Origin of the sequence: Streptomyces sp. NPDC041068 (genome assembly GCF_040647455.1) — a bacterium.
Taxonomy (GTDB): Bacteria; Actinomycetota; Actinomycetes; order Streptomycetales; family Streptomycetaceae; genus Streptomyces.
This window is the reverse complement of record NZ_JBEZCG010000002.1, coordinates 638149-664710: the sequence shown is the minus strand read 5'-3', so window position 1 is coordinate 664710 and position 26562 is coordinate 638149. Positions and strand designations below refer to the sequence as shown.

The 26562-nt window shown below is 71.4% G+C and carries 24 protein-coding genes; 6 read left to right on the top strand and 18 right to left on the bottom strand.

What is annotated here, in order from left to right; translation table 11 throughout:
• Window positions 1-14 precede the first annotated feature (14 nt).
• A complete protein-coding gene (locus AB0B50_RS06785) occupies window positions 15-833 on the top strand; it encodes a sugar phosphate isomerase/epimerase (protein ID WP_362326903.1) in 819 nt (272 codons plus the stop codon).
• On the opposite strand, the gene AB0B50_RS06780 is transcribed toward AB0B50_RS06785, so the two are convergent.
• From AB0B50_RS06780 to AB0B50_RS06760, 5 genes are all read right to left on the bottom strand, one after another.
• Window positions 827-1312, bottom strand: coding sequence for a GNAT family N-acetyltransferase (locus AB0B50_RS06780; RefSeq protein WP_362326901.1), 486 nt, complete (start codon window positions 1310-1312; stop codon window positions 827-829). The two genes, AB0B50_RS06785 and AB0B50_RS06780, sit on opposite strands and share 7 nt — an antisense overlap.
• A 68-nt stretch (window positions 1313-1380) precedes the next feature.
• Window positions 1381-1965, bottom strand: coding sequence for an XRE family transcriptional regulator (locus tag AB0B50_RS06775; protein ID WP_362326630.1), 585 nt, complete (start codon window positions 1963-1965; stop codon window positions 1381-1383).
• A gap of 66 nt (window positions 1966-2031) precedes the next feature.
• Complete coding sequence (locus tag AB0B50_RS06770) at window positions 2032-2892, bottom strand: ABC transporter ATP-binding protein (RefSeq protein WP_362326628.1); 861 nt, start codon at window positions 2890-2892, stop codon at window positions 2032-2034.
• A gap of 2 nt (window positions 2893-2894) precedes the next feature.
• On the bottom strand, window positions 2895-3920 hold the full coding sequence (locus tag AB0B50_RS06765) for an ABC transporter substrate-binding protein (RefSeq protein WP_362326898.1): 1026 nt from the start codon (window positions 3918-3920) through the stop codon (window positions 2895-2897).
• 96 nt (window positions 3921-4016) lie between these two features.
• Window positions 4017-4880 (bottom strand): ABC transporter permease, encoded by an 864-nt coding sequence (locus AB0B50_RS06760; protein ID WP_362326625.1) that lies wholly within the window; start codon window positions 4878-4880, stop codon window positions 4017-4019.
• A gap of 519 nt (window positions 4881-5399) precedes the next feature.
• Between AB0B50_RS06760 and AB0B50_RS06755 the strand changes: the two genes are divergently transcribed.
• Window positions 5400-6008: a hypothetical protein gene (locus tag AB0B50_RS06755; protein WP_362326623.1), complete on the top strand. Its 609-nt coding sequence runs from the start codon at window positions 5400-5402 to the stop codon at window positions 6006-6008.
• Between the two features lie 20 nt (window positions 6009-6028).
• Here AB0B50_RS06755 and AB0B50_RS06750 read toward each other — a convergent pair whose 3' ends face one another.
• Window positions 6029-7165 carry a PQQ-dependent sugar dehydrogenase gene (locus tag AB0B50_RS06750; protein ID WP_362326620.1) on the bottom strand — a complete coding sequence of 379 codons (1137 nt, stop codon included), beginning with the start codon at window positions 7163-7165 and terminating at the stop codon, window positions 6029-6031.
• Window positions 7166-7325: 160 nt separating this feature from the next.
• The gene (locus AB0B50_RS06745; protein WP_362326617.1) at window positions 7326-7991 is read right to left on the bottom strand and encodes a helix-turn-helix domain-containing protein; all 666 of its coding nucleotides are present in this window, start codon (window positions 7989-7991) and stop codon (window positions 7326-7328) included.
• Window positions 7992-8156: 165 nt separating this feature from the next.
• On the opposite strand from AB0B50_RS06745, the gene AB0B50_RS06740 reads away from it, so the two are divergent.
• Window positions 8157-8945 carry an SDR family NAD(P)-dependent oxidoreductase gene (locus AB0B50_RS06740; protein WP_362326614.1) on the top strand — a complete coding sequence of 263 codons (789 nt, stop codon included), beginning with the start codon at window positions 8157-8159 and terminating at the stop codon, window positions 8943-8945.
• Here the strand turns inward: AB0B50_RS06740 and AB0B50_RS06735 are convergent.
• The 7 genes from AB0B50_RS06735 to AB0B50_RS06705 form a co-directional block, all read right to left on the bottom strand.
• Window positions 8932-9840 (bottom strand): LysR family transcriptional regulator, encoded by a 909-nt coding sequence (locus AB0B50_RS06735; RefSeq protein ID WP_362326611.1) that lies wholly within the window; start codon window positions 9838-9840, stop codon window positions 8932-8934. The genes AB0B50_RS06740 and AB0B50_RS06735 overlap by 14 nt on opposite strands.
• Before the next feature lie 120 nt (window positions 9841-9960).
• Window positions 9961-11160: a glycine C-acetyltransferase gene (locus tag AB0B50_RS06730; RefSeq protein ID WP_362326608.1), complete on the bottom strand. Its 1200-nt coding sequence runs from the start codon at window positions 11158-11160 to the stop codon at window positions 9961-9963.
• 54 nt (window positions 11161-11214) lie between these two features.
• On the bottom strand, window positions 11215-12243 hold the full coding sequence (gene tdh, locus AB0B50_RS06725) for an L-threonine 3-dehydrogenase (protein ID WP_362326605.1): 1029 nt from the start codon (window positions 12241-12243) through the stop codon (window positions 11215-11217).
• Between the two features lie 123 nt (window positions 12244-12366).
• Complete coding sequence (locus tag AB0B50_RS06720) at window positions 12367-13551, bottom strand: Gfo/Idh/MocA family oxidoreductase (RefSeq protein WP_362326602.1); 1185 nt, start codon at window positions 13549-13551, stop codon at window positions 12367-12369.
• Window positions 13552-13811: 260 nt separating this feature from the next.
• Window positions 13812-14555: a hypothetical protein gene (locus AB0B50_RS06715; protein WP_362326599.1), complete on the bottom strand. Its 744-nt coding sequence runs from the start codon at window positions 14553-14555 to the stop codon at window positions 13812-13814.
• Between the two features lie 168 nt (window positions 14556-14723).
• Window positions 14724-16955, bottom strand: coding sequence for a right-handed parallel beta-helix repeat-containing protein (locus tag AB0B50_RS06710; protein ID WP_362326596.1), 2232 nt, complete (start codon window positions 16953-16955; stop codon window positions 14724-14726).
• Window positions 16952-18403, bottom strand: a complete 1452-nt coding sequence (locus AB0B50_RS06705; protein ID WP_362326593.1) for a M1 family metallopeptidase — start codon at window positions 18401-18403, stop codon at window positions 16952-16954. The genes AB0B50_RS06710 and AB0B50_RS06705 overlap by 4 nt, the downstream gene beginning before the upstream one ends.
• 254 nt (window positions 18404-18657) lie before the next feature.
• Between AB0B50_RS06705 and AB0B50_RS06700 the strand changes: the two genes are divergently transcribed.
• The 3 genes from AB0B50_RS06700 (at window position 18658) to AB0B50_RS06690 (ending at window position 24514) form a co-directional block, all read left to right on the top strand.
• Window positions 18658-21150 carry a polysaccharide lyase 8 family protein gene (locus AB0B50_RS06700; protein WP_362326590.1) on the top strand — a complete coding sequence of 831 codons (2493 nt, stop codon included), beginning with the start codon at window positions 18658-18660 and terminating at the stop codon, window positions 21148-21150.
• Between the two features lie 109 nt (window positions 21151-21259).
• Entirely contained in the window at window positions 21260-22573 is a 1314-nt protein-coding gene (locus AB0B50_RS06695) for a M60 family metallopeptidase (RefSeq protein WP_362326587.1), read from the top strand.
• 51 nt (window positions 22574-22624) lie between these two features.
• Window positions 22625-24514, top strand: a complete 1890-nt coding sequence (locus tag AB0B50_RS06690) for a DUF2264 domain-containing protein (protein WP_362326584.1) — start codon at window positions 22625-22627, stop codon at window positions 24512-24514.
• A gap of 25 nt (window positions 24515-24539) precedes the next feature.
• Here the strand turns inward: AB0B50_RS06690 and AB0B50_RS06685 are convergent, their stop codons facing one another.
• Genes AB0B50_RS06685 through AB0B50_RS06670 form a run of 4 tightly spaced genes read right to left on the bottom strand, consistent with a single transcriptional unit; the run spans window position 24540 to window position 26500 of the window.
• Entirely contained in the window at window positions 24540-25124 is a 585-nt protein-coding gene (locus AB0B50_RS06685) for a GAF domain-containing protein (RefSeq protein ID WP_362326581.1), read from the bottom strand.
• Complete coding sequence (locus AB0B50_RS06680; protein ID WP_362326578.1) at window positions 25121-25714, bottom strand: ATP/GTP-binding protein; 594 nt, start codon at window positions 25712-25714, stop codon at window positions 25121-25123. Before AB0B50_RS06680 ends, AB0B50_RS06685 begins: the two co-directional genes overlap by 4 nt.
• The gene (locus AB0B50_RS06675; protein WP_362326575.1) at window positions 25692-26063 is read right to left on the bottom strand and encodes a DUF742 domain-containing protein; all 372 of its coding nucleotides are present in this window, start codon (window positions 26061-26063) and stop codon (window positions 25692-25694) included. The genes AB0B50_RS06680 and AB0B50_RS06675 overlap by 23 nt, the downstream gene beginning before the upstream one ends.
• 2 nt (window positions 26064-26065) lie before the next feature.
• Window positions 26066-26500 (bottom strand): roadblock/LC7 domain-containing protein, encoded by a 435-nt coding sequence (locus AB0B50_RS06670; protein ID WP_362326572.1) that lies wholly within the window; start codon window positions 26498-26500, stop codon window positions 26066-26068.
• Window positions 26501-26562 lie beyond the last annotated feature (62 nt).

Genomic DNA, 26562 nt, shown 5'->3' with positions numbered 1-26562 from the left:
TTCTCGGTACGTCGCTGGGGCTCGCGGCGGCGGTCGGCGGGGCCCTGCCCGCGCGGGCCGCGGAAGCGGGACACCGGCGCCGCATCCCGCGCGGCGGCATCGGTATGCACCTCTACACGATGCGTGACGCGCTGGCGCGGGACTTCGCGGGCACCCTGGAGCGGCTCGCCGACATCGGGTACGCGACGGTGGGCGTCAGCGGCCGGCACGGCCACGGCGCCGACGACATCCGGCGGATGCTGGACGCCGTGGGGCTGCGGGCGGTCCTGGAGCACGTCGCGTACACCACGCTGACCGGCAGCGGGCTCCCCCAGGCGCTCGACGATCTGCACACCCTGGGCGCCCGCCTGCCCGTGGTGCCGAGCCTGCCCGGCGCGCTGCACACGCCGGACGGGTTCCGGGAGGCGGCGCGGCAGTTCAACAGGATCGGGCGAGCCTCGCGGGAGGCGGGCCTCGGCCCGGTGCTCTTCCACAACCACGGCACGGACCACGTGGTGGTCGACGGCACGAGCCTGTACGACATCCTGCTCACGGAGACCGATCCGGAGCTGGTCGGCTTCGAGCTCGACGTGTACTGGGCGGTGAAGGGCGGCGCGGATCCGGCGACGTACTTCCGGTGTCATCCGCGCCGCTTCCCCGCGCTGCACGTGAAGGACATGGCGGCGGACGGCGGCTTCGCCGACGTCGGTTCGGGGACGCTCGGCTTCGCCGCGATGTTCGCCCACGCGCGCGTGGGCGGCGTCCGGCAGTGGCTGGTCGAACACGACACCCCTGCCGACCCGTTCGCGACGGCGCGCAACAGCTACGCCTATCTGGCGGCGCTGCGCTACTGACCGTCGGGCCCCTTGCCGAGCTTCTTGTAGAAGAACGTCGTCGGCTGGAGGGTCCCTGACGGGTCCAACGCGTAGTCGGGGATGATCCCGGACCGGGTCCAACCCGCCTTCTCGTAGAGGTACTCGGCGGGGCTGCCGGTCTCGGTGTCCAGGACCATGAGGGTCACGCCCGCGTCGGCCGCCGCTTCCTCCGCGGTGGTCAGGAGCGCGCGGGCGAGTCCCTGCCCGCGCGCGGAGCGGTGGACCATCAGCTTGATGATCTCGGCGCGGTGGCGGCCGTTGGGCCGGTCCACGAAGGCGACGCTCACGGTGCCCGTGACGCGTCCGGCGTCGTCGCGGGCCGCCCAGACGGCCAACCGCCCGTCGGCGACGGCCGTGTCGAGCCCCCGCCACCAGGCGGCCGCGGTGGCGCGGTCGAGGTCCGCGAGGAACCCGAGGGACGCGCCGCCGCGCACGGTGTCGAGCAGCAGGTCGGCCAAGGCATCGGCCGAGGCGTGGAATTGCTCCGCGTCAAGACGGGCGACGCACGCCCGCTTCGGAGAGACGGTCACGGCTTGACCACCACGAGCGCGTACCGCACGGCCTCCTCGCCCAGGCAGCGGAACCGCGAAGCGCCCCACAGCCGGTAGCGCAGGCAGTCGCCGGTGCCGATCGCGTGGGCGTCCCCGTGGACCGTGACCTCCAGGGTCCCTTCGAGTACCCAGATGTGCTGTTCGAGGCCGGGCACGGCGGGCCGGTCGTAGGCGATGTCGGCGCCCGGCTGCAGCCGTCCCTCGACGAGCTCGCCGCGCATACCGATCTGCGGCGGGGAGACCTGCCAGCGCATGAAGCCGGCGTCGTCGTCCGCCCAGACCGCCTGGTCGACGGCGCGCACCAGCTGTGCGGGCTCCGCCTCCACCTCGCTGAGGAGCTGCGACATGGTCCGTTCGTAGACGGCGCAGAGCCGGTTCAGGAGGGCTGCCGTGGGGCTGATCTCCGCGCGCTCGGCACGTGACAGGGTGGAGCGGCTGATGCCGCTCAGCTCGGCCAACTCGCCCAGGGACCAGCCGCGTTCGGCACGCAGCTCGGACAGCCGGGCGGCGAGGCGCGCGTCGACTCCTTCATGTTCCATATTCGGCACGCTATCCCGCATGTGGGACGACAACAAGCGTGATCTGCCTCTCAGCCCTCCCTCGCCCTTCGGGCGGCCTTCCGTCCCTCAGTCGTGCGCGGAGACCGCCCCGAGCAGCTCCCTGATCCGGCCGGTGGCCGCCCGGAACTCCCGGGACGCGAGCGTGGTGGCGTACTCCCGTTCGGCCGGCAAACCCACCTCGATGGCCTCCGTCACCGTGCCGGGACGCGGGCTCATCACGACGACGCGATCGGCGAGGTACGCGGCCTCGGCGATCGAGTGCGTCACCAGCAGCACCGTGGTGCCCGTCTCGCGCCAGATGCGGTTCAGCTCGACGTTCATCTGCTCCCGCGTGAGGGCGTCGAGCGCGCCGAACGGCTCGTCCATGAGCAGCACGGGCGGCTCGTGCAGCAGCGCCCTGCACAGCGCCACGCGCTGCTGCATGCCGCCGGACAGCTCGTGCGGGTAGGCGTCCTCGAAGCCGTCGAGCCCTGTCATGCGGATCAGTTCGTCGGCACGCGCGCGTGCCTGTGCGACGGGGATCTTCCTCATCTCCGCCTGGAGCAGGATGTTGCGCCGCGCCGAGCGCCAGTCGAGGAGGGCGGCGCGCTGGAAGACGTATCCGATGTCGCGCCGCGGCGCCCGCACCGCCTCACCACCCAGGAGCACCTCGCCCGCCGAGGGCGCGAGCAGCCCCGCGATCAGCTTGAGCAGCGTGGACTTGCCACAGCCCGAGGGTCCGACGATCGCCACGAACTCGCCTGCGCCGATGTCGAGCGAGACGTCGCGCAACGCGGTGACGTCCTTCTTCTTCGTACGGAAGCGGACGGCGACGTCGCCGAGCCGCACGGCGGGCGCGGCCGCATCGGCGCCCGGACCGGCCGCGCCCCGGCGCGTGGCGTCCTTGTTCAGGGTCGCGTCCTTGTTCAGCGTCGCGTCGTTGGGCATGCTCACCCCTCGATCCCCTTGACCGAATCCCAGTACTCCGTCACGGACTTGGGGTTCTTGACCATGCCCGCCTCCGCGAAGACGTCGATGGTCTGCTTCCAGTCCGCCTCCGTGTTGGCCCCCGGCACCTTCCCCTTGGTGGCGTCGGTGTGCAGCAGCGTCAGCGTCGTCCTGAACTGCTCGGACAGCACGTCCTTGGGCGGGAGTTGCCCGGAGGCGCCCTCCATCGCCGCGACCGCGGGGCCCGGCTTCTTCTCGGCGGCCGCCCATGCCTCGCTGACCGCCTGGGTCATCCGCTCGGCCAGATCACCCCTGCCCCGCAGGGTCTTGGCGCCCGCGATGAGGCCGTTGGAGTAGAAGTTCAGGCCGTGCTCGGAGAAGCGCAGGTACGAGACGTCCTTCTTGGCCTTGCTCCGCATGGTCGGCCCCTGGTCGCTCGCGTACCCGAGCAACCCGTCCGTCTTCCCTGAGATCACCGCGGCGATCTTCCCCGCGGGGTCGGTGTTCTGGATCTCGACGTCCGAGACGTCCATGCCGTTCTTCTCCAGGAAGATCGGGAAGGTCTTGGTGAGCGCGTCGCCCGCCGTGCCCGCCACCGTCCTGCCCTTGAGGTCGTCCGGCGCGGCGATGCCCTCGGCCGCGAAGGACTGCACGGACGCGGGCGTGGTCTGCAGGAACACCCCGAGGCTCTTCACCTTGACGCCCTGGTCGACACCGGCGAGCACCGCCGGGGTGTCGGCCCAGCCGAAGTCGGTCCGCCCGGCCCCCGTGGCCTGCACGGTCTTCTGCGAGCCCTGACCCGCCCTGATCTCCAGGTCGATGCCGTGCTCCTCGAAGATCTTCTGCTTCTTGCCGTAGTAGAACGGCGCGTGCTCGCCGTAGGGATACCAGTTGAGCGTGAGGGTCACCTTGTCCAGCCTCTTGCCGGAGTCGCTGACACTCGTCTTCTCGTCGTCGCCGCACGCCGTCGCGGTCGCCGCGACGAGCGCCAGGGGGACGAGGCCGGTGAGGAGTCTGCGCGCGTGCATGGGACGGCCCTTCTCGCGTACGGGGTACGAGGACATCGCGGGGACGTGCGTCGGTGCATGGCGGGGACGTGCGTCGGTGCATGGCAGGGGCGTGCGTCAGTACGTGGTGGTGGCGGCCGGGTCCCTGCGGCTGGCGTGCCACGGCAGCAGCAGCTTCTCGGCGATCTCGACGAGCACGAAGAGGACCACGCCGATCAGCGACATAACGAGCAGCCCCGCGAAGAGCATCGGGGTGTCGAGATTGCCGTTGGCCTGGAGGATCACATAGCCGAGGCCTTCGTTCGCGCCGACGAACTCGCCGACGACGGCTCCGGTGACGGCGAGCGTGACGGCCACCTTCAGACCGGAGAAGAGGTACGGCAACGACGCGGGGAAGCGGATCTTGAGGAAGGTCTGCCAGGGCCGCGCACCCATGGTGGCCGAGAGCTGGAGCATCTCGGGGTCCACCGCCTTCAGTCCGGTCACCATCGAGATGACGACGGGGAAGAAGGCGATCAGGACGGCGATGAGGATCTTCGGGGCGATGCCGAAGCCGAGCCAGACGACGAACAGCGGCGCGATGGCGATCTTCGGGACGACCTGGGCGAAGAGGAGGATCGGATAGAGGGTCTTCTCCACGGTCGTCGAGGCGACCATCAGGACCGCGGAGGTGATGCCCACGACCACCGCGATGCCGAACCCGAGCAGCGTCTCGTACGTGGTGACCCAGCTGTGCTGCCAGAGGTAGTCGGGCTTGTCGAGGACCACGTCGAGTGTCGCGCCGGGCGAGGGCACCAGATAGGCCTCGACCGCCCCGGTGGCGGCGATCGCCCACCAGACGCCGAAGCAGACGATCAACAGCGCGAGCGGGCGCCAGCTCTTCTCGGCCGCCCCGGCCGTACGCCGCCCGAGGCTCGGGCGTTCCCGTTCGGCAACTCCCGCCGTCTTCACGGGAGTTCTGGACAGTGCGCTCTGGCTCACGTTGAACTCCCCTGACATTCGGCGAACTTCGGAGGCAGTTACGGAGAGCGAATGCGGAAGCATCGTCGGAAAACGCTTTCAGAAAGCGCTTTCTGATAGACTGTCCGCCACGCTAATGACTGGCTGACCGCAGGGTCAATAGGTCGGACCTGAGTTTTGGGTCGACCCGAGTTTCGGATCGGACCCTTGTTCCGCGGCGCGCCACGGCCCCGGGGGAGTGCGGTGAGGGAAGCCGAGCGAGGACTGCACATGACGCTGGACGCGGTCGCGAGGACCGCCGGGGTCTCGCCCGCCACCGCGTCCCGCGCTGAACGGCACGGCGCGGGTCCGCGACGATCTGCGCAGCCGTGTCCTCGCCGCGGCGGACCGGCTCGGGTACATCCCCAACGCCCATGCCCAGGCCCTCGCCAGCGCCTCCAACAACACCGTCGGCGTCATCTGCCACGACGTGGGTGACCCCTACTTCGCCGCGATAGCGAGCGGGGTCATGGCCGCGGCGGCCGAGCGCGGCTGCTCGTCATGCCGGCCAGCACGTTCCGCGAACCGGGGCGCGAGATCGCGTACGTCTCGATGCTGCGCGCCCAGCGGGCCCGCGCCATGCTCCTGATCGGCTCCGGCTTCCAGGACCCTTCCTGGGAGCGGGAGTTGGCGGCCGAGCTCACGCCCTACACGCGCGCCGGGGGCCGGGTCGCCGTCGTCAGCAGGCACCGCAGCCTGCGGGTGGACACGGTACTTCCGGAGAACCACGCGGGCGCTGCCGCGCCGGCCCGCGCGCTCCTCCGGCTCGGCCACCGGGACTTCGCCGCCCTCACCGGGCCCCAGCCCCTGACGACGGTCGCCGACCGGCTCGCAGAGTTCCGCGAGACGCTCGCGGAGGCCGGGGTGGATCTGCCGCGGGAGCGGGTGGTGCGGGGCGACGTGTGCGGAGCGAGACCTGCAGAGCGAGGCGTACGGAGCGAGACCTGCAGAGCGAGCGTGCAGAACGACGCCTGCAGAACGAGGCCTGCGGAGCGGCACCCCGAGAGATGCGAGGTGCCGCCCCTTGCCTGCTCGGCGCGAGTCGCCAGGCCGAATCGCTGGGCCCGTTGGCCACGCCAATTCGCCACGCCCGCCAGCCACGCCCGTTAGCCACGCCGGGACCCGAGCCGCTACGCCGGTTCGATGCGGAAGACGCTTCCGGCGATGTCGAACACGTACAGCTCGCCGTTGCCGCCCTGCGCGAAGGAGATGACCTCGCCGCCGTTGACTCCGAGGTCGTTCACGCCGGTCACCTTGCCGTTCTTCATCTCCAGGGAACGGACGGTGCCGTCGCAGTAGTCGCTGAAGACGTACTGCCCCTTGAGGGCCGGGATCGCCTTGCCCCGGTAGACGAATCCGCCGGTCACGGAGCAGCCGAGGCCGGTGCGGTCGTACTCGTGCACCGGCGGCACGTGGTTCGCGGGCTCGGTTCCCTCACGGAAGGGGTGGCTGCCCTCCATCTGGTTCCAGCCGTAGTTCTCGCCGCCCTCGCTCTTCGCCGGGGCCCAGTCGATCTCCTCCCAGGCGCTCTGGCCGACGTCACCGATCAGCAGATCGCCCGTGCCCGCGTCGAAGGAGAAGCGCCATGGGTTGCGCAGCCCGTACGCCCAGATCTCGCCCTTCGCCTTCGGGTCGCCCACGAACGGGTTGTCCGAGGGGATCGCGTACGGCTTGCCGCCCCTCGGATCGATCCGCAGCAACTTGCCGAGCAGCGTGTCCAGGTTCTGCCCGTTGCCGTGCGGGTCGCCGCCCGAGCCGCCGTCGCCCAAGGCGATGTAGAGGTAGCCGTCGGGGCCGAACTTGATGTCGCCGCCGTTGTGGTTCGCGTAGGGCTGCGTCTGGGTGATGACGGTGCGCCGCGTCTCGGGCCGGAGCTTGCCGTGCCGCACGGCGAACTCGTCCACGGTGCTGGTGCCTTCGAGGTTCGTGTACGAGATGTAGAAGTGCGCGAGCTTCTTGTCGAACGCGATGCCCAGCAGGCCGCGTTCGCCGTCGGTGGTGGTCTCCTTGGAGATGTCGAGGACGGGCTTCCCGAGCCCCTGACCGCTCAAGACCCTTACCGTGCCCGCGCGTTCGGCTATCCAGAGCGTTCCGCCGGGACCGGCCGCGCCGGCGATCGGCGTCTGGGCCGTCGCCACCTTCTTGAGCGCGACCTTCGGCGCCGGGCGCGGGGCGGCGGACTCGTCGGCGGACGCCGTGGTCAGGGCGAGCGAGGCGACGAGGCAGATGGTGCCGATGATCGCCGTGGTTCTCGTGCGAACTTTCACCGTGATCCTCCTGGAGGCGGCGAATGGGAGGTCACCCGGCTGCCGGGGCAGAGTTGGGTGGGCAGCGCCCGCGCCAGCACGCAACCTGGGTGGGGGGTGGTGTGCCACCGGCCACGGCTGAGGATACTGGGACTGCGGAGGCTGGTATAGACCTACCGGGTCAGGAGCCGACGACACCTGACTGACCGCCACCGATACCGCGCAGCAAGGTGTCGACCACGAGTGTCGCCAGCGCGTCCACGTCGTCGTCGGCGCCTTCGCCTTGCCCCTGCGCTTGCCCCTGCCCTCTCTCCTGCTCCTGCTCCTCGCGGCTCTGAGCCGCCTCATGGATGAGGGCGTAGTAGGCGCGGCGGGCCCACGCCAGATCGGTGTCGGGGCGCAGCACACCCGCATCGCGCGCCCGCCTGAAGAGTCGGTCGCACTGGTCGAGCACGTCCGCGTGCGCCTGCGCCACCTCCGGGTCCTCCGGGGTGGTCCTGCTCATGGCGAACCCCCAACTGATCTTCACGCGAAGGACGTTGGCGGTCGCCTGGTAGAGGGCGATCAGCGGCGGCGCACTGTCGGGACGGGCGCTGGTCACCGCTTCGTGGAACTGACGCGTCGCCCATGCCGTCAGCGCGTCCACCAAGGCGTCGCGGCTGGTGAACCGGCGGTGCACGGTGGTGCGCGCGACGCCGGCCTCCGCCGCGATCTGCTCCATGGTCGCCGCCGGGTTCGCGCCGAGGACGCGCTCGGCGGCCTCCAGGATGGCGCGCACGGTCCGCTCCGCGTCCGCGCGCAGGGGCCGCTGCCCGTCGCCGCGCCGCTCCTGTCGGGTGCGCTCCACGTGACTCCTTCTTTCGCCGATCGACCTCGCCAAGAGGTTACGGCAAAGGTGCCAGTGCAGAGCTACTTGCAACACTAATGTTGCAAGTTCTATGGTTCACGCAACGCTCACGATTCACCTATGGACTCAGAACACAGAAAACAACCTGGGAAACAGGAGAACTCCATGGATCTGCAGCTCACCGGCAAGACCGCCCTCGTGACCGGCGCGAGCCGCGGCATAGGCCTGGCCACCGTCTCCGCCCTCCTCGACGAGGGCATGCGCGTGGTGGCGGCGGCCCGCACGATCACGCCGGAACTCAAGGCCACCGGCGCGATCGGCATCTCCGTGGACCTGTCCACGGCCGAAGGACCCGCCCTTCTCGTGGAGCAGGCCGTGGCCGAACTCGGCGGGATCGAGCTCCTGGTCAACAACGTGGGCGGCGGCGACTCGGGCGAGGGGTGGACGGGCGGCTTCCTCACCTTCACCGACGAGCAGTGGTACGAGACGTTCGAGCTGAACTTCCTCGCCTCGGTCCGCACCACACGGGCCGCGCTGCCCCACCTCACGCGCGGTGGCGGCGCGATCGTCAACGTCTCCTCGACCAGCGCGCGGACCCCGCACGCGGGACCCATCACGTACAGCACCGCGAAGGCCGCGCTGACCGCGTTCAGCAAGGCGATCGCCGAGGAGTTCGGCCCGCAGGGCGTACGCGTGAACACCATCTCGCCCGGCCCCGTCCGCACGGACATGTGGGAGAGCCCCGACGGCTACGGATCCGAGGTCGCCAAGGCCATGAACGTGCCCCAGGAAGAACTCCTCGCCCAGCTCCCGGCCACCGCGGGGATGGTCACGGGACGGCTCGTGAGCCCGGCCGAAGTCGCCTCCCTCATCGCCTACTTGGGCTCGCCGCTCGCAGCCAGCACCACCGGGGCGGACCACGTCAACGACGGCAACTCCGTCAAGACGGTGTGAGCGCCGCGTCCCCCAAAGCGTCCAGCACCGGACGGATCAGCGGGTGCTCCTCCGCGCCGCACCGCACCGCCGCAAACACCCGGCGCGTGGGGGCCGCGCCCTCCACCGGGCGCACCACGGCCCCCGACACGTCCATGCCCCGCAGCGCAGAGCGCGGCACGAGGGCGACTCCGGCGCCGGCCGCGGCGAGGGCCACCACCGCCCGGAAGTCATCCGACCAATGCTCCAACATCGGCTGGAATCCGGCCTGTTCGCAGGCGAGCATCACCACGTCGTGGCACGGGTTGCCCGCGAAGGGGCCGATCCACGCGCCCTTGGCGAGCTCGGCGAGCGGCACCCGCTCGGCGTCGGCGAGGCGGTGGCCGAGCGGGAGCACCGCGTCGAAGGGCTCGGCGTACAGAGGCACGCGGGTCAGCCGGGGGTCGTCCGCGCCCGGCGCCCCCCGGTACTCCACGGCAACCGCCACGTCCACCTGCCGGTCGAGCACCATCGGCAGGCTCGCGTCGCCCTCGGCGTCCTGGACGCGGAGCCGGATGCCGGGTGCGGAATCGGCGAGGCGGGCCAGGGCGGGGGCGACGACCAGGCCGATCCCGGTGGCGAAGGCCGCGACGGTCACCGTGCCCGCCTCACCGGAGCTGTACGCGGCGAGCTCGGCCTCGGCGCGCTCCAGCTGGGCCAGGACCGCGTTGGTGTGCGCGAGCAGGATCTCGCCCGCCGCCGTGAGCCGCACCCCGCGCGCCGAGCGCTCGACCAGGCGGTGGCCCGTCTCCTGCTCCAGGGCGGTGAGCTGCTGGGAGACCGCGGACGGGGTGAGGTAGAGCGCGGCGGCAGCGGCCGTGACCGTGCGGTGGTCCGCCACCGCACGGAGGATGTGCAGCCGCCGTGCTTCGATCATGCGGATGATTCTCTCTCACCGGGAGCCGCCCGCGTACCTACAGCCCCATGAGGGGCGCGGGGAACTGCGCGACAAGCCCCCGCGGTCCCGCAGACGAAAGACCCCGCCCCCTGCCCCGAGCTACCCCTCCAGCTCAGCCCGTGCGGCGACAAACGCGTCCACCGCGCGGTTCACGTCCTCCGTGGAGTGCGCCGCCGAGAGCTGGACGCGGATGCGGGCCTGGCCCTGCGGCACCACGGGGTACGAGAAGCCGATCACGTACACGCCCCGCTCCAGGAGCAGCTCGGCCATGCGTCCCGCCACGGCCGCGTCGCCGATCATGACCGGTGCGATGGCGTGGTCGCCGGGCAGGACGTCGAAGCCCTCCTCGGTCATCCGCGAGCGGAACAGCGCGGTGTTCGAGGCGAGCTGCTCGCGCAGGTCACCGGCCGACTCCAGGAGGTCGATGACCTTCAGCGAGGCCGCCGCGATCACCGGGGCGAGGGTGTTCGAGAAGAGGTACGGGCGCGAGCGCTGGCGAAGGAGCGCGACGATCTCCGCGCGGGCCGCGACATAGCCGCCCGATGCACCGCCGAGCGCCTTGCCCAACGTACCCGTGATGATGTCGACGCGGTCCATCACGCCGTGCAGCTCGGGGGTGCCGCGGCCGCCGGGGCCCACGAAGCCGACGGCGTGCGAGTCGTCGACCATCACCATCGCGTCGTAACGCTCGGCGAGGTCGCAGATCTCCCCCAGCGGGGCGACGTACCCGTCCATGGAGAAGACGCCGTCGGTGACGATCAGCTTCCGGCGGGCGCCGCCCTCGGATGCCTCCTTCAACCGCTGCTCCAGGTCCGCCATGTCGCGGTTCGCGTACCGGAAGCGGCGGGCCTTGCTCAGCCGGATGCCGTCGATGATCGACGCGTGGTTGAGGGCGTCGGAGATCACCGCGTCCTCGGCGCCGAGCAGCGTCTCGAAGACGCCGCCGTTGGCGTCGAAGCAGGAGGAGTAGAGGATCGTGTCCTCCTGGCCGAGGAAGGCGGACAGACGCGCCTCCAGCTCCTTGTGCACCTCCTGCGTACCGCAGATGAAGCGCACGGAGGCCATGCCGTAGCCCCAGCGGTCCAGTGCCTCGTGGGCGGCGGCGACGACCTCGGGGTGGTCGGCGAGGCCGAGGTAGTTGTTCGCGCAGAAGTTCAGCACCTCGCCGGGGCGGCCGCCCGCGGTGACGGCGACCGTCGCGGACTGCGGGGTGCCGATGACGCGCTCGGGCTTGTGCAGCCCCGCGGCGACGATCTCGTCGAGGGTGGCCTGGAGGTCTTCGCGTACGGAGTCGAACATGCGTGATTCCTTAGGGGAGTTCAGGGGGCACGGGGCCGGTGCGAAGGGCGGTGGTCAGGCGGTCCAGTCGAGGATGACCTTGCCGCCGCGGCCGCTCGCCGCGTCGTCGAAGGCCGCCTCGAAGTCGCGGTGGCCGTAGCGGCCGGTGATCACGGGGGCCAGGTCGAGGCCGCCTTCGAGCAGGACGGACATCGCGTACCAGGTCTCGAACATCTCGCGGCCGTAGATGCCCTTGATCGTGATCATCGAGGTGACGATCCGCGCCCAGTCGACGGCGAACTCCTCGGACGGCAGGCCGAGCATGGCGATCTTGCCGCCGTGGGTCATGTTGGCGACCATGTCGCGCATCGCGCGCGGGTTGCCGGACATCTCCAGGCCGACGTCGAAGCCCTCACGCAGACCGAGTTCGCGCTGCCCGTCGGCGATCGTCGACTCCGCCACGTTCAGGGCGAGACCGGCGCCGAGCTTGCGGGCGAGCTCCAGGCGCTCCTCGCTGACGTCGGTGACCACGACGTTGCGGGCGCCGGCGTGCCGGGCGACGGCCGCCGCCATCAGGCCGATCGGCCCGGCCCCCGTGATCAGCACGTCCTCGCCGACCAGCGGGAAGGACAGGGCCGTGTGCACGGCGTTGCCGAAGGGGTCGAAGATCGCGGCCACGTCGAGGTCCACGGGGACGCGGTGCACCCATACGTTCGACGCGGGCAGCGCGACGTACTCGGCGAAGGCGCCGTTCCTGCCGACCCCGAGGCCGATCGTGGCGCGGCACAGGTGGCGCCGCCCGGCCAGACAGTTGCGGCACTTGCCGCAGACCAGGTGGCCCTCGCCGCTGACCAGGTCACCGGCCTTGATGTCGGCGACGTCGCGGCCGGTCTCGACGACCTCGCCGACGAACTCGTGCCCGACCACCAGGGGCGCGGCGATCGTCTGCTGCGCCCAGCCGTCCCAGGCCCGGATGTGCAGGTCGGTGCCGCAGATCCCGGTGCGGAGCACCTTGATCAGGACGTCACCGTGGCCGATCTCCGGCTCGGGCACGTCCATGAGCCGCAGACCCGGCTCCGCCTTCTCCTTGACCAGCGCCTTCAACGCAACGGCTCCTGTCGTACGTCGCTTCTTCCTCCGACGACACAGGAATCTTCCCTACGGCGGCGCCCCGGTCCATCGAGGATTTCTTAAGCGCCGCCGCAGCTTTCCTTCAGACCTGGCGGGTCAGCGGGTCTGACCGCGTTCGAAGTAGGCGATCAGCTCAGGGTCGAGCGCGGGCACCTCGCGCGGCGTCCCGCCGTCCCGCAGCGACTGCGTGGCCCGTACGCCGGCCGCCACCGCCATGCGGGCCGCGACGGGCGAGGTGTCGGTGCGTCCTCCCTCGCGTACGAAGCGGACGAACTCGTCGACGAGCAGCGGGTCGGCGCCGCCGTGCCCGCCGTCGTCCTGCACGTCCGGCACGGGGTACGCGGCGTCGGCCTCGCCTCGATACCCGGAACGGCGCGAGTTCCACACCTTCACCACTCCCCCCGGCCCGTCGCCGAAGTTCTCCAGGCGCCCCGCGTCGCCGATGACGGTGTAGTTGCGCCAGTAGTCCGGGGTGAAGTGGCACTGCTGGTAGGCCGCCAACACCCCGTTGTCCAGACGCATGTTGACCAGCGAGACGTCCTCGACGTCGATGACGGGATTGAGGTCGCGCTGGGTGTGCGGCGGCCAGTGGCCGTCCTTGGTGTACCAGTCGTCCGTCTTCGGCTCGCCCGGCGCGCGGCGGTGCGGATTGTCGCCGTAGACCATCAGGTCGCCGAGAGCCTGCACCTGCCGGGTGTAACCGTTCGCCAACCAGTGCAGTACGTCGATGTCGTGGGCGGCCTTCTGCAGCAACAGGCCTGTGGTGTACTGCCGTTCGGCGTGCCAGTCCTTGAAGTACCAGTCCCCGCCGTAGCCGACGAAGTGGCGCACCCAGACGGTCTTGACCGCGCCGATCTCGCCGCGCTCGATGACGTCGCGCATCAGCCGGACCACGGGCATGTGCCGCATGTTGTGCCCGACGTACAGGCGCGTGCCCGTCTCGTACGCGGTCCGCAGGATCTCGTCGCACCGCTCGACGCTCGTCTCCAGGGGCTTCTCGACGAAGACGGGCTTGCCCTCGCGCAGCGCCTCGCAGGCGAGTTCGGCATGGGTGTGGTCGGGGGTGAGGACGACGATCGCGTCGACGTCGGGGTCCTCGACGATCTTGCGGTGGTCGGTGGATATCTGTGCGCCCGGGAAGGCCGCCGCCGCCTCGGCGCGGGCGGTGGCATCGTGCTCGGCCAGCGCGGTGACGCGCGAGCCCGCTCCCGGCCGGTGTGCGGTGCGGGCGAGCGAGCCGCGCAGTCCGTAGCCGAGAACGCCGAGACGGAGGTCGGTCATGGAACTTCCTTCGCTTGTGCCGGTGTTGCGGGTGCGTGGCTCAGGGATTCCCGTGGTGTCTCGTAGTGATTCCCGCGGTGATTCCCGTGGTGCGGATGAGCTTGATCCTTATCTATCCGGCCCCGACTGTCCGTGTCGAGGAGTGTGCGCGGGTCAGTAGTGGGTGAGTACGGGGAGGACGCACGAAGGCCCGGCCCCCCAGCAAGTAGGGGCCGGACCTCCGCGGCTTCGTGGGGCGCTGAGCCCGTCGGCTTCGTCCGTCAGAGGATGCTGACGCTGAGGCCGAGGTCCAGGTCGAGGGAGACGTCGATGTCGGCGTTCAGCTCGACGTCGACGTCGAGGCCCGCCGCGACCGCCGCGTCCAGGTCGACGCTGAGGTCGGCGGCCAGGGCCGCGTCCAGGACCACGGCCGCGCCGATGGACCCGGTGAGCAGGGTGTCGCCCTCCTCCAGCTGCACGCCCAGAATGCCGTGCAGCCGCGCCGCGGCGTCCGCGCCGAGCACGATGTTGTTGTCGTCGACCAGGCCGATGACGACGTACAGCAGGTCCGAGCCCGGCTCCGAGCGCAGCCGCAGGCTGCTGGTGTCGATGGTGCCGAGGATCATCGCCTTGCCCGCGACGGTCGCCCGGACGGTGCCCGTGGCGATGTCGATGGAGATGTTCTTGACGCTGGCCAGGTTGTTGCCGGCCTTGAGGGTGACGGAGCCGCTGAGCCTGACGGTGCCGCCGGTGATGCGGTTGTTGCTGTGGATCAGGTTGCCGCCCCCGACCTTCAGGTTGGCGGCGCCCTCCAGGTCGAGGAGGGAGTCGACCTCGAGCGAGGTCGGGCCCGAGGCGATCGGAGTGGTGTCGCCCGGCAGGGACGCCGGGGCGGCGGCGCGTGCGCTCACGGGGGTGGCCGAGGCGGCGGCAGCGGGTCCCGCGAGCGCGGCGACGACGGCGACCGCCGCGGCCAGCGAGGCGGTCCGCAGCAGTCGGGAGCGGTGGCCTGAGGAGTGGAACATGAACCTCACGGTTCCCTTCGTGGAGTGCTTGACGTCGGGTCGTGGAGTGCTCGACGTCGGGAGCGATAGTGCGACTGGTCACTTAGTGGGACAATTCCCTCGCCGCCGACCGCTCCGCTCCCCTCGGCCGCCTCTTCCACCCATACGGCCCCAGCGTTCCGCCCTCGGCTAGGGATGGACGAGCACGTGGGAGAGGCCCACGCGTCCGGTGCCCGTCAGCCGGATCCTCACGAATTCGGCCGTATCGCCCCCGCCGAATTCCAGGAGGGTCGGGCGCAGCGCCTTCCCGCTCACGTGGCGGGTTTCCGCGTCGGTGAAGTCCGCGGTCCGCGACAGCTGCACGTCGAAGTCCGCGGTCGTCATCGAGGCGTCGTTCCACACCTCGATCTGCCGCACGCGCCGGGCGCCACCGAGGTCGACCTGCCACCAGGCGCCCGGCTCGGCGAGCGTGCGGGTGTCGGTGGAGGTGTCGCCGTCGATGGCCTCGGCGGCGCGGGCCGCGCCGTCCGTCGACGACTGGGTCGCGGTGCCCGCACGGGCCAGGTCGGGGCGCAGCTGTTCGACCCGCTCCGGACGGGAGCCCGCGCGCTCCGCCACCGCGAGGGCCTGTGCGGGAAGCCGGTCGAGCTCGGTGCGGTTGCCGCTCGCCGTCGAGCCGGTGCCGGCCAGGGCCGGTGCGTCGGTGTCGGTCCAGTTGCCTGTGGCGTGGTTCTTGATGCCGTAGTCCGCCCAGTTGGAGACCCACTTGTAGCCGACACGGGTCAGGACGTTGCCCTCGACGCGGATGTACGAGGACTGCTCATCGAGGTATATGCCGTTGCCGTCGCGCTCGGTGTTCCCGTACGCCGAGCGGTTGATGTAGTTCCCGGAGACGACCGTGCCGGGCTGGGCACCCTGGGTGTAGACGGCGCCGCCGTCGTGCTGGTCGTGCTCGACGCGCATGACGTCCGTGATGCGGTTGGCCGTGACGCGGTTGTCCCGCAGGACGGACTCCCTGGCCTCGGGCTGGTTCCAGCCCCAGCCGACGGAGATCCCGGAGTAGGGCAGGTCGTCGAGGGTGTTGTGGTCGACGCTCAGCTCCGCCTCGTACCCGGCCCAGATGCCCACCGAGTCCGTGTACTCCACTCCGGTGCGCCGGATGGTGTTGTACGCGACGGTGTTCCGCTCCCCCGCGAGCTCGGGGTCCGGCTTCGGTTCGGTGTCGCCGACGTAGACCGCCCCCGAGGAGAGATCGGTGAAGCGCGAACGGCTGACCACGGAGTCCTCGGTGCCCGCTTCGAGCACGACACCCGCACCGCCCAGGTGGGCGAACTCGGCCCGGGTGACGACCACTTGGCGTCCGCCGCGCACGGTCAGCGCCGCGGTGGGCTTGGTGTAGTACCGGCCCGCGTGGTCGACGGGCCCGGTGGTCCCGGTGAGGGTGAGGCCCGCCTGGGTGCCCGCGTACCCCTCGTCGGTGGAGGGCTGGTGATAGGCGGCGTACGCGAAGCCGATGCCGTCGACGCGGACGTCGTGGGCGCCGTCGACGACCATGAGCCGCTCGGTCGCCGGGGTGACCACGCGCGCGTGGCGCAGATTCTCGCCCGCGCGCGGGAGGTAGGTGACGGTGCGGTCCTCGGCGTCCCACACGAACTCGCCGGGCTTGTCCAGAAGTTCATGGGCGTTCTCGAAGAAGGCGACACCGCGGTAGCGGGCCGAGTCGACGGTGGTGGAGTCCCAGGCGGGGCCCGTGCGGTTCGTGCCGCTCGCCGAGTTGGCCCAACAGGGCTGCGCGAAGCTGATGTTGTCGCCCTGGACGCCCGTGACACGGCAGCGGTAGTTGCGCCAGCGGACCTTGATGACGGCCTCGGCGGCGGTGGGCTTCCGCCACTTCGCGACCCCGGTGGCCTCGGCGCCCGTCATGCCGGCCTTCGTGGCGTCGCAGGTCGCGGCGGAGCAAGCCGCGCCCCGCGCGCGGACGGCACGGCGGCCGTCGACGAAGAGCTGGCGCGGGGTGACCCCTTCGGCAACGGCGGCCGTCCAGGTGCCGTCGGAATTCCTCGCCCAGCCCTCGACCGTGCGCCCGCCGGAGAGCACGGGGTCGGCGCCGGGCGCCGCGGCCCAGGTGACCGTGTGCCCCGAGCGTCCGGAGTCGGCGGCCCCCAGCTTCAGGGGCGCACTCAACTCATACGTCCCACCGGCGAGTTCGATCCGCACATCACGTCCGGTGACGGTGCGCGCGGCGTCCCTGGCACCGGTCGGCGAGCAGGGCCGTGCCACGCTGCACACGTCGCCGCCGCCGTGCGGGGCGGCATGCAGGACGCGCGGGCCGGGCTCCGCGGCGGCCCCCGGGGCGGCCAGGGTGCCGAACGCGAGCACGGAGAAGACGGCGGCCGCGAGGGCCGATGGCCGCCGCCTCATCGGGCGACACCCCAGTCCGGGTGACCGGGCATGGGCGGGTTGTCGAGGTCGAAGAGCCAGTGGCGCAGGAAGGCGCCGACGGACGCGTCGCCCGTCACCTCCACCGCGTTGTCGATGAAGTCCTCGGTGGAGGCGTTGCCGTGCCGGTGCTTGCTCAGCCACGCCTTCATGACGGCGTCGAACTTCCCTTGCCCGATCTGCTGGTTGAGGGCGTAGAGGGACACGGCGGCACCGTCGTAGATGTTGAACCCGCCGAGCCCGGTGGGCTTTCCGGGCGGACCGTCGCTCTTGCGGACCGCGTCGAGCTTCGCGTACGCGGTCTTCATCTTCTCCTCGACGGGCTGGAATCCCTTCCGGTCCGCCCACACGGCCGCGTAGTACACGGCGGGCCCCTCGTTCAGCCAGGCGTCCTGCCAGGTCGCGGGCGTGACGGAGTCGCCGAACCACTGATGGGTCAACTCATGGACCATGGTGGTGGAGTAGGTGGGGCGGTCGAACCAGCCGGGCCCGAAGAGGGAGAGGGTCTGGTTCTCCAGGGCGTCACCGTAGCCGTCGCGCACGATCTGCACGCCGTACGTGTCGAAGGGGTAGCGCACCCCGAGGGTCTTCTCCAGCCAGGCGAGCTGCCCGCCGGTCTCCTCGACGATCGGGCGGTACTTCGCGAGCCGGCCCTCGGGGACGAGGTGACGCAGCTTCACGCCGTGCGGCCCGCGCCCGTACACGTAACGCTGCTTGTTCACGGAGATCCCCAACAGCTCGGGCGCCATGGGCGACTTGAGGGAGAAGTCCCAGACCTCCTTACCCCCGCGGGCGGCACGCCTGCCCGTGAGATCGCCGTTGGCGGCGGGCGTCCAGCCCTTCGGCGCGGTGAGGTGGAAGGCCCACGACGCCTTGTCGGAGGGGTGGTCGTTGACCGGCGCGAAGGTGTCGGCGCGGGAGGCCTGCGCGGCGGAGGCGAAGCCGCCGTCGGACATGTACCGCCAGCCGGACAGGCCGATCGGCTTCGTCCTGCCGTTGCCGTGGTAGGTGACCTCGACGTCGAAGGCGCGGTGGTCGCGCAGCGGGCGGGCCGGGGTCACGGTGAGCTCCTGGCCGGTCCTGCCGAGGCCGATCGCCCACGTCGCCTTCTCCCCGTCGACCTCGATGGAGTCGATGGCGAGCGAGTCGACGTCGAGGTTGAAGGACGACAGGTCCTGGGTGGCTCTCGCCCGGATCTTCATCGTGGCGGCGAAGTCGTACGTCACGGGCGTGAAGTCGAAGGAGAGGTCGTAGTGGCGGACGTCGTACCCGCCGTTGCCGAGCGTCGGATACAGCGGGTCGCCCACACCGTCCGAGCCGGGGGTGGGGGTGAGGGGCTTCGCGTGGACGGGAGCGGCGAGCGCGAGGGTGGCGGCCGCGGCCGCCGTCGCGACGACGGCACGAGCGGTTCGGGTCCTTTTCTCAGCCATGGGGCGGCAACGTAGTAATCGCTTACTGCCGGAGTCAACACCCCGAGTTCCGCCTCCTCTTGGACATTTCTCCGCCGCCTCGCCGACGCCAGGACAAGGGGTTGAAACACCGTCACGCCTACCCCGGCCGGGCGCATCCCCCTGGCGACGCAGAAAGAACGTAGAAAGATTCCGGCCCCTCTTGCGCTCCATAGCAACCGCTTACATGCTGTCGCGGGATCGCCTCATGTGCCCCGACGCCTCTGGGAGTTCGCATGCCCACGCCAGTCTCCGACTCCACCGGGCCCAGTCGTCGCGCACTCCTCGCGGCCGGGGCGGCCGCCGCCGTCGTGTCGTCGGCGGCGGCGGTGACGACGGTGACCGCGACCGGCACCGCCTGGGCCGCTCGGCGTGAGGACGCCGCCGATGACGCGTACGGCACGCTGCTCGCCCGCGCCGCGGACCAGCTCACCGGCGGCGCCTTCGACGCCACGGACCCCGACTTCGCCACCGCCCTGAAGACCCTGGACACCCAGGCGTCGGCCTGGTGGCGGCAGTTGGACCGCTCGGCGGGCAGGGCAGCGCTGTGGTCCGACCTCTCCCCCGCCGCGGACCCCGGCAACTTCGGCCAGAGCTACACCCGGCTGCGCACCCTCGCCACCGCCTGGGCCACGCCCGGCACCTCGCTCAGCGACAGCACGGAGACCGCGGACGCCCTGCTCGACGCCCTGCGCTTCCTGCACTCCGCCGCCTACCACCCGGGCCGTCCCGAGTCCGGCAACTGGTGGTTCTGGGAGATCGGCGCACCCCGCGCGCTCATGGACACCTGCCTCCTGCTGCGGGCGCGCATGCCCGCCGACGACCTGGCCGCGTACACCGCGACGGCCGCGAAGTTCTGCCCCGACCCGGACCGCCGCACGAACGCGCCCTCGCTCTCCGAGACCGGCGCCAACCGCGCCGACAAGGCGGTCGTCGTGGCCCTGCGCGGACTGCTCGCGCGGGATGCGGCCACGGTCTCTCTCGCCCGCGACGGCCTGTCCGACGTGCGCGACGGCGGCCGCAACAGCCTTTTCCAGTACGTCACTTCGGGCGACGGCTTCTACGAGGACGGGTCGTTCGTGCAGCACGGCTCCGTCGCGTACACAGGAACGTACGGCAGTGTCCTGCTCGGCAGCGTGGGCCAGCTGATCGCACTGCTCGCCGGCTCCGAGTGGGCGGTCGAGGACCCGAAGACGTCCGTGCTGTACGAGGCGGTGGACCGCACGTTCGCGCCGGTGCTGTTCGACGGGCTGATGATGGACGCCGTGCGCGGCCGGGCGATATCGCGGGAGAGGGCGCGGGACCACAACGACGGAGCCGTGACGATCTCCCACATCCTCCAGCTGGCGTCCGGCGCCCCGGCCGCGTACGCGCGGCGCTGGCGGGCGCTCGCCAAGGGCTGGATCCACCGCAACGGGAACACCCCGTACCTGGGCCTCGTCGGCATCCCCGCCGTCGCCCGCGCCAAGGCGGTCCTCGACGACGCGTCGGTGCCCGCCACCGCGCGGCTCACCGGGCACTTCGTGTTCGCCGACATGGACCGCGTGGTCCACAGGCGGCCCGGCTGGGCCCTCGCCCTGTCCCTCTCCTCGCAGCGGATCGCCGCGTACGAGGCGGGCAACGGCGAGAACCTGCACGGCTGGTACACCGGCGACGGCATGGCCCATCTCTACGACGGCGACGACCTCGGGCAGTTCGGGGACGGCTTCTGGGCCACCGTGGATCCGTACCGCCTGCCGGGCACGACCGTGGACACGCGGGCGCGGGCCGACATCGGCTCGGGCGGCGGCACGGGGACGTACCGCCCGAAGAACGCCGTCGCGGGCGGCGCGGTCCTGGAGGGCCGATACGGCGCCGCCGCCATGGAACTCATCGCCGACGGCAGCACCCTGCGGGCCCGCAAGGCGTGGTTCTGCCTCGACAACGCGGTCGTCGCGCTCGGCGCGGGGATCGACGCGAGCGACGGCCGCACGGTGGAGACGGTCGTCGAGAACCGCAACTTGTACGCTGCCGGGCGCGTCCGGCGGCTGACCGTCGACGGCCGCCCGCAGCCGGACCGGCAGGGCTGGTCGGCGCGGTTCGACCGGGCGCGCTGGGCCCACCTCGAAGGCACCGGCGGCTATGTCTTCCCCGACCATCCCGGCCGCCCCGGCCACTCCGACCGCCCCGACCGCGCTGTCGACCTCGGCCTGCGCGCCCTGCGTGAGGAACGGGTCGGCGCGTGGCGGGACATCAATACGGGCGCGGACACCGGGGGGAGCGCGACGCCGGTCGCGCGACGGTATCTGACGCTGTGGCTGGACCATGGCGTCTCCCCTGCCGGGGCGTCGTACGCCTATGTGCTGCTGCCCGGGGCCAGTGCGGTTGCGACTGCCGTCTGGGCTGCGGGGCGACCGGTGCGGGTCGTCGCCAATGACGCGACCGTGCAGGCCGTCGAGGCGCGGCGGGAGGGGGTGTTCGCGGCGCACTTCTGGGCGCCCGGGACCGCGGAGGGTCTTTCGTCCTCCGGGCCCGGCACGATTCTCCTGCGGCGCGGGCACCAGGGTCTTTCGGTTGCCGTTGCCGACCCCGGGCGGACCGAGCGGACGCTGACCGTCGAGCTTCCCTTTCCCGTACGGAAGGTCGTCCGTGCCGATGACACGGTGACGGTCACGCCTGGGCGCAGACCCGTCGTGACGGCCCGTGTCGGCGGCTCCCGAGGGCGTACCCATTCGGCAGAGTTCGTCTGATGTCCGGGGGCTCCCGCCGGTTCGGCACGTGCGGGTGCGTCTCGGCCGCTCGCACAGTTCCCCGCGCCCCTAACGGGGCGCTCTCCCACCCGACAAGGAGTGCAACCCCATGAGACACACTCCCCTCCCCCGCCGCACCGTCCTCACCGGCCTCGCCGCAACCACCGGAGCCGCCCTGCTCCCAGGCACCGCCCACGCGGCGCGGGCCGAGGCTCGCGCCACCGCCACCGTCCAGCTCACCGCCCGCGTCTCCGCCGAGTCCCAGCGGATCCGGCTCGGGGCCGCCCAGCGCGCCAGTGACTTCTTCACCACGGCGGCCTACGCACCCGCGGGCACCGCGGTCACCGTCACCGTGTCCGCGCCCGACGGCGTCCTGCCGACCTTGTACGTCGGCATCCCCGACTACTACGCCACCCCCAACGCCCCGCGCGCGTATCCCCTCAAGGCCGGGACGAACACCGTCACGGATCCGCACGGCGGGCCGATCCACCTCACCATGACCGGCAGCGGGCAGCGCGCCACCGTCACCCTCGGGGCCGGGTCCGTGCCCATGCCCACCTTCACGCACGGCTCGACCTCGGAGTCCGCCTTCCAGTCCCAGCTGGACTCGTACGCCTCGGCCGGTTACGTCCAGCTCCGCTCCGCGCACGCCATCGTCACGCTCTCCCGCGCCACCGCCCTGCAGTACCGGTCCGAGAGCCACGCCTCGCTCCTGGACACGTACGAGCAACTCCTGTCCTCGCACGCCACGTTCAGCGGACTCAGCGGCACGAGCGGCACGCACGCGCGCAATCCGCTGCCGTACCACTTCGTGAACGTCACGAAGGTGGCGTCGGGTGTCGGCGCGTACGCGACGCACGGCTACACGGGATACCCGAGCGGCGCCATGACGTACATCGCGGGCGTGAACGGGCTGCGCACCGGCGGCTGGGGCATGTACCACGAACTCGGCCACCAGCATCAGCAGTTCGCCTACAAGCCGGGCGCGCTCACCGAGGTCACCTGCAACCTCTACTCACTCGCCGCGCAGCGCACGCTCGGCCAGACGTCACGGCTGCTCGTCAAGGACTCCACCGGCAAGGACGTCTACGACCGCGCCTTCGCGGCCCGCGACGGCGGCAGCGACTACGCCTCCCTCGACGTGTGGCAGAAGCTCGTCCCGCTGTGGCAGCTGCGGCTCGCCTTCGGCACCGGCGTCTGGCCCGAGCTGCACCGCCTGATCCGCACCGACAACCCGGCCGCAGCCACGGAGGCGGACCGCTACGACCACCTCGCGGTCTACGCCTGCCGGGCCACCGGCCGCGACCTCGGTGACTTCTTCGTCGGCACGTGGCGCTTCCCCGTCACCGCCGCCGGAAAGTCCCGCATCGCCGCGCTCGGCCTGGACAAGCCCACCGTCGACGCGAGCACCTACCGCGAATAGGGTCGCCGCCCTCGCCCGACCCGCGTCACCCATCGAGGAGTTACGGACCCCATGCCCGCACCGCACCTGCCCCTGCCGCCCACCGACCGCGTCCTGTCCCCGCTCACCGGCTGGACCAGGGCGCACTGGGAGGCCCTCGCCGACCGGCAGTTGGAGGCGCTCGTCCCCTACGCGACGCCGGGTCTCGCGCAGTACCGCCTGCCGGGGCGGGGCAGTTGGTCGGGGGTCGTGTCGGACGGGCTCGAAGGGTACGCGCGGTCATTCCTGCTTGCCTCCTTCCGGATCGCGGGAGCGGGCGGCGAGGTGGACCCCCGTCTCACAGAACGCTACGCGCGGGGTCTGACAACGGGCACGGACCGCGGCAGCGGCGAGGCCTGGCCCGAACTCACCGACTGCTCCCAGCAGATGGTGGAGGCGGCGTCGATCGCGATCGGGCTGCACGAGACGCGCCCCTGGATCTGGGACAAGCTCGACCCCCGGGTCCAGGAGCGGGTGGTCGACTGGTTCTCCGGGTTCGTCGGCGGCAGGACCTGGGACAACAACTGGCGACTCTTCCAGGTGGTGTCCGAGCAGTTCCTCGCCTCGGTCGGCGCCCCGTACAGCCAGTCGGACATCGACGGCGGCCTCGACCGCATCGAGGACTGGTACCGCGGCGACGGCTGGTACAGCGACGGCGACGGGCGCAACTTCGACTACTACATCGGCTGGGCGATGCATCTCTACCCGCTGCTGTGGGCCCGCATGGCCGGCGAAGACGACGGGGGCCGCGCCAAGGTCTACCGCGAACGCCTGACCCAGTTCCTCGCCACGTACCCGCACTTCTTCGGGGGCGACGGCGCCCCCGTCCATCAGGGCCGCTCCCTGACGTACCGGTTCGCGGCGGCCGCGCCCGTGTGGATGGGCGCCCTCGCCGACTGCACCCCGCTCGCGCCCGGCCTCACCCGGCGGCTCGCCTCCGGAACGGCCCGGCACTTCGTGGAGCGCGGCGTGCCCGACGAACGGGGGCTGCTTCCGCTCGGCTGGTACGGGACGTTCCTGCCCACGACGCAGGCCTACTCGGGCCCCGCGTCTCCCTACTGGGCGAGCAAGGGCTTCCTGGGCCTGCTCCTGCCCGCCGACCACCCGGTGTGGACGGAGCGCGAAGTCCCGCTGCCCGTCGAGGAGTCCGACCGGTACACCGCGCTCCCCCGGCCCGGCTGGCTCCTGCACGGCACCCGGCACGACGGCATCGTCCGCCTGGTCAACCACGGCAGCGACCACAACCCCCTGGAGGGCCCCGCCCAGGACGACCCCCACTACGCCAAGCTCGGCTACTCGACGGCGACGGCCCCGGAGACCGCCCCGCGCGCGTGGGAGCGCACCGTCGACGGCCATCTGGCGCTGCTCGCCCCGGACGGCATGCCCTCGCGCCGCCGCCGTATCCACCCGCTGCGGTGCGAGGGCCGCGTCGCCGCGTCCCGCCACGACGCCGAACTGCCCGACCAGGAAGGCGAGGTGTTCCCGATCGAGACGACCAGCGCGCTGCACGGCCCGTGGGAGATCCGTGTGCACCGTGTGCAGGCCCCGGCCGGAGCGGGCGTCCGGGAGGGCGGATACGCCGTCGCGGACGCGGCACGGCCGCACGCCGAGCAGGGCCCCGGCTGGGCGCTCGCCCGTACGACCACGGGTCTGACCAGCGCGGTCGTCGCCCTGCACGGCTGGGACGAAGAGGCGGGCATCGCCCGCGAGGTGGCCGCCAACGCGTACGGACCGCACTCCGCGACGCCGTTCCTGACGTCGAGGGACCACGCCGGGGGCGCGAGCGTCCACGTCACGCTGGTCGCCCTGTCGCAGGACACGGTCCACCCGCGGGCGCTGCGGGAGTCCATCACCTGCGACGTGACCGACGACGGCGTCCATGTCCGCGTCCGGTTCCCCGACGGGGCCGAACTCGACCTCTGAACCGGCCCGGGGCGCCGGGCCCCGGTCAGATCCCGCCGTCCTCCCGTCGGTGGATCTGCTCGACCAGCTCCGCGGCCATGGACTTGATCGTGTCGAGCCCCGCCCTGCCCCAGCGGCGCGGCTCGACGTCCACGACGCAGACCGTGCCGAGCACGATCCCCGTCCGGTCGATCAGGGGAGCGCCGAGGTAGGAGCGGATGCCGATCTCGTCCACCACGGGGTTGCCCGCGAACCGCGGATACTCGCAGACGTCCTCCAGGACGAGGGCCTTGCGGCGCACCACGACGTGCGGGCAGTAGCCGTGGTCGCGGGCCATGTAGCGGCATGCCTCACCACCACCGGCGGCGGGCGCGCCGGCATCGGCGGACGGCTCCGCGCCGAAGCACGCACCCTCCGGAGTGTGCAGCCCGGCGAAGAACTGCCGCTCCACGTCGATGAAGTTGACCATCGAGTACGGCGCGCCGGTCAGCTCGGCGAGCCGCTCGGCGAAGGCGTCGAAGGCCGGTTCGGGACGCTGCCCGATCCCGAGCCCGCGCAGTCTCCGCACCCGCGCGGGCGCCTCCTTGTCCACGGGGGTGAGAAGCAGGTGCCCGGTCGGGTCGTACATCACGTGTGGGCTCCGTAGGTCGGCGCCGGGGCATGGTTGAGCAGGTGTTTGACGAGGGTGAGCAGCGTCTGGATGCCGGAACTGGAGATCCGTGCGTCGCAGCGCACGACGGGCACTTGAGGGTCGAGGTCGATCGCGGAGCGCACCTCCTCGGGTTCGTAGCGGTAGGCACCGTCGAATTCGTTGATCGCCACGATGAAGCCCATGCCGCGCTGCTCGAAGAAGTCCACGGCGGCGAAGCAGTCCTCCAGGCGCCGGGTGTCGGCGAGGACCACGGCGCCGAGCGCGCCTTCGGAGAGCTCGTCCCACATGAACCAGAACCGCTCCTGCCCCGGCGTGCCGAAGAGGTACAGCACGTGTTCCGGGTCGAGGGTGATCCTGCCGAAGTCCATGGCGACGGTGGTCGTGGTCTTGTTCTCCACGCCCGACAGGTCGTCGGTGCCCTCGCTGACCGTGGTGAGCAACTCCTCGGTGCTCAGGGGCGCGATCTCGCTGACCGCACCCACAAAGGTCGTCTTTCCGACCCCGAAGCCACCGGCGACCAGGATCTTCAGCGCGGTGGGGAAGGGGTCAGAGCTGTCGTCGTAATCCATCGAGCACTGCCTCCAACAGGGACCGGTCAGTGGGGTTGTGGTAGAAGTCCGGGGCCTTCGTGGTGAGGACCCCGCAGTCGAGGAGATCGGAAAGGATCACTTTGGTCACGACCGCGGGCAGCTTCAGCTGCGCCGCGATCTCGGCGACGGAGACGGGCGCCTCGCACAGGGCGAGGGCCTCGGCGTGCTCGGGCCCGAGGTAGCCGAGGGGGGTGGATCCTGTCGCCATCACCTGGGAGAGCAGGTCGAGTTGGCTGGTCGGTCTGGTCCGTCCGTTGCTGACGGTGTAGGGGCGGACGAGCCGACCCGCGGCGTCGTCGAGCCAGGGCCCGTCGTGCGGGGCCGCCATCCTCAGTGCCTCATCGGCGCGGGTTCGCCGGCGGGTTGCCGGGGCGCGGTGATCAGGTACGGGCGGACGCTCTTGACCAGCATGGCCATCTCGTAGCCGAGCACGGCCGCGTCCGCGTCGCGCCCGGCGAGTACGGCCAGACAGGTGCCCGAGCCCGCGGTGGAGACGAACAGGAGCGTGGAGTCCAGCTCCACGACGACCTGGCGGACGTCCCCGCCGTCACCGAACCTGACCCCCGCGCTGCGCCCGAGCGAGTAGAGCCCCGAGGCGAGGGCGGCCATGTGGTCGGCGCTGTCCGGGTCGAGGCCGTGCACCGACTTCACGAGTCCGTCGGAGGAGAGCAGGACTGCGCTGTGGGTGTGCGGCACGCGCTGGACGAGGCCGCTCATCAGCCAGTCGAGATCGGATACATGGCCGGTCGGCGCATCGCTCGCCATGGTGGATCGACTCCTTGGAGGTACGGACGTACGTGGGTCTGCCGGGGCAGAGGTGGTGGGGG

Coding starts and splice junctions, on each gene's coding strand:
- AB0B50_RS06670 (WP_362326572.1), bottom strand. CDS start 26,500: ATGGCGAGCGATGCGCCGACCGGCCATGTATCCGATCTCGACTGGCTG.
- AB0B50_RS06710 (WP_362326596.1), bottom strand. CDS start 16,955: ATGAGGCGGCGGCCATCGGCCCTCGCGGCCGCCGTCTTCTCCGTGCTC.
- AB0B50_RS06730 (WP_362326608.1), bottom strand. CDS start 11,160: ATGTTCGACTCCGTACGCGAAGACCTCCAGGCCACCCTCGACGAGATC.
- AB0B50_RS06735 (WP_362326611.1), bottom strand. CDS start 9,840: ATGATCGAAGCACGGCGGCTGCACATCCTCCGTGCGGTGGCGGACCAC.
- AB0B50_RS06705 (WP_362326593.1), bottom strand. CDS start 18,403: ATGGCTGAGAAAAGGACCCGAACCGCTCGTGCCGTCGTCGCGACGGCG.
- AB0B50_RS06690 (WP_362326584.1), top strand. CDS start 22,625: ATGCCCGCACCGCACCTGCCCCTGCCGCCCACCGACCGCGTCCTGTCC.
- AB0B50_RS06770 (WP_362326628.1), bottom strand. CDS start 2,892: ATGCCCAACGACGCGACGCTGAACAAGGACGCGACCCTGAACAAGGAC.
- AB0B50_RS06720 (WP_362326602.1), bottom strand. CDS start 13,551: ATGACCGACCTCCGTCTCGGCGTTCTCGGCTACGGACTGCGCGGCTCG.
- AB0B50_RS06680 (WP_362326578.1), bottom strand. CDS start 25,714: ATGGATTACGACGACAGCTCTGACCCCTTCCCCACCGCGCTGAAGATC.
- AB0B50_RS06775 (WP_362326630.1), bottom strand. CDS start 1,965: ATGCGGGATAGCGTGCCGAATATGGAACATGAAGGAGTCGACGCGCGC.
- AB0B50_RS06675 (WP_362326575.1), bottom strand. CDS start 26,063: ATGGCGGCCCCGCACGACGGGCCCTGGCTCGACGACGCCGCGGGTCGG.
- AB0B50_RS06700 (WP_362326590.1), top strand. CDS start 18,658: ATGCCCACGCCAGTCTCCGACTCCACCGGGCCCAGTCGTCGCGCACTC.
- AB0B50_RS06740 (WP_362326614.1), top strand. CDS start 8,157: ATGGATCTGCAGCTCACCGGCAAGACCGCCCTCGTGACCGGCGCGAGC.
- AB0B50_RS06765 (WP_362326898.1), bottom strand. CDS start 3,920: ATGCACGCGCGCAGACTCCTCACCGGCCTCGTCCCCCTGGCGCTCGTC.
- AB0B50_RS06755 (WP_362326623.1), top strand. CDS start 5,400: ATGCCGGCCAGCACGTTCCGCGAACCGGGGCGCGAGATCGCGTACGTC.
- AB0B50_RS06695 (WP_362326587.1), top strand. CDS start 21,260: ATGAGACACACTCCCCTCCCCCGCCGCACCGTCCTCACCGGCCTCGCC.
- AB0B50_RS06715 (WP_362326599.1), bottom strand. CDS start 14,555: ATGTTCCACTCCTCAGGCCACCGCTCCCGACTGCTGCGGACCGCCTCG.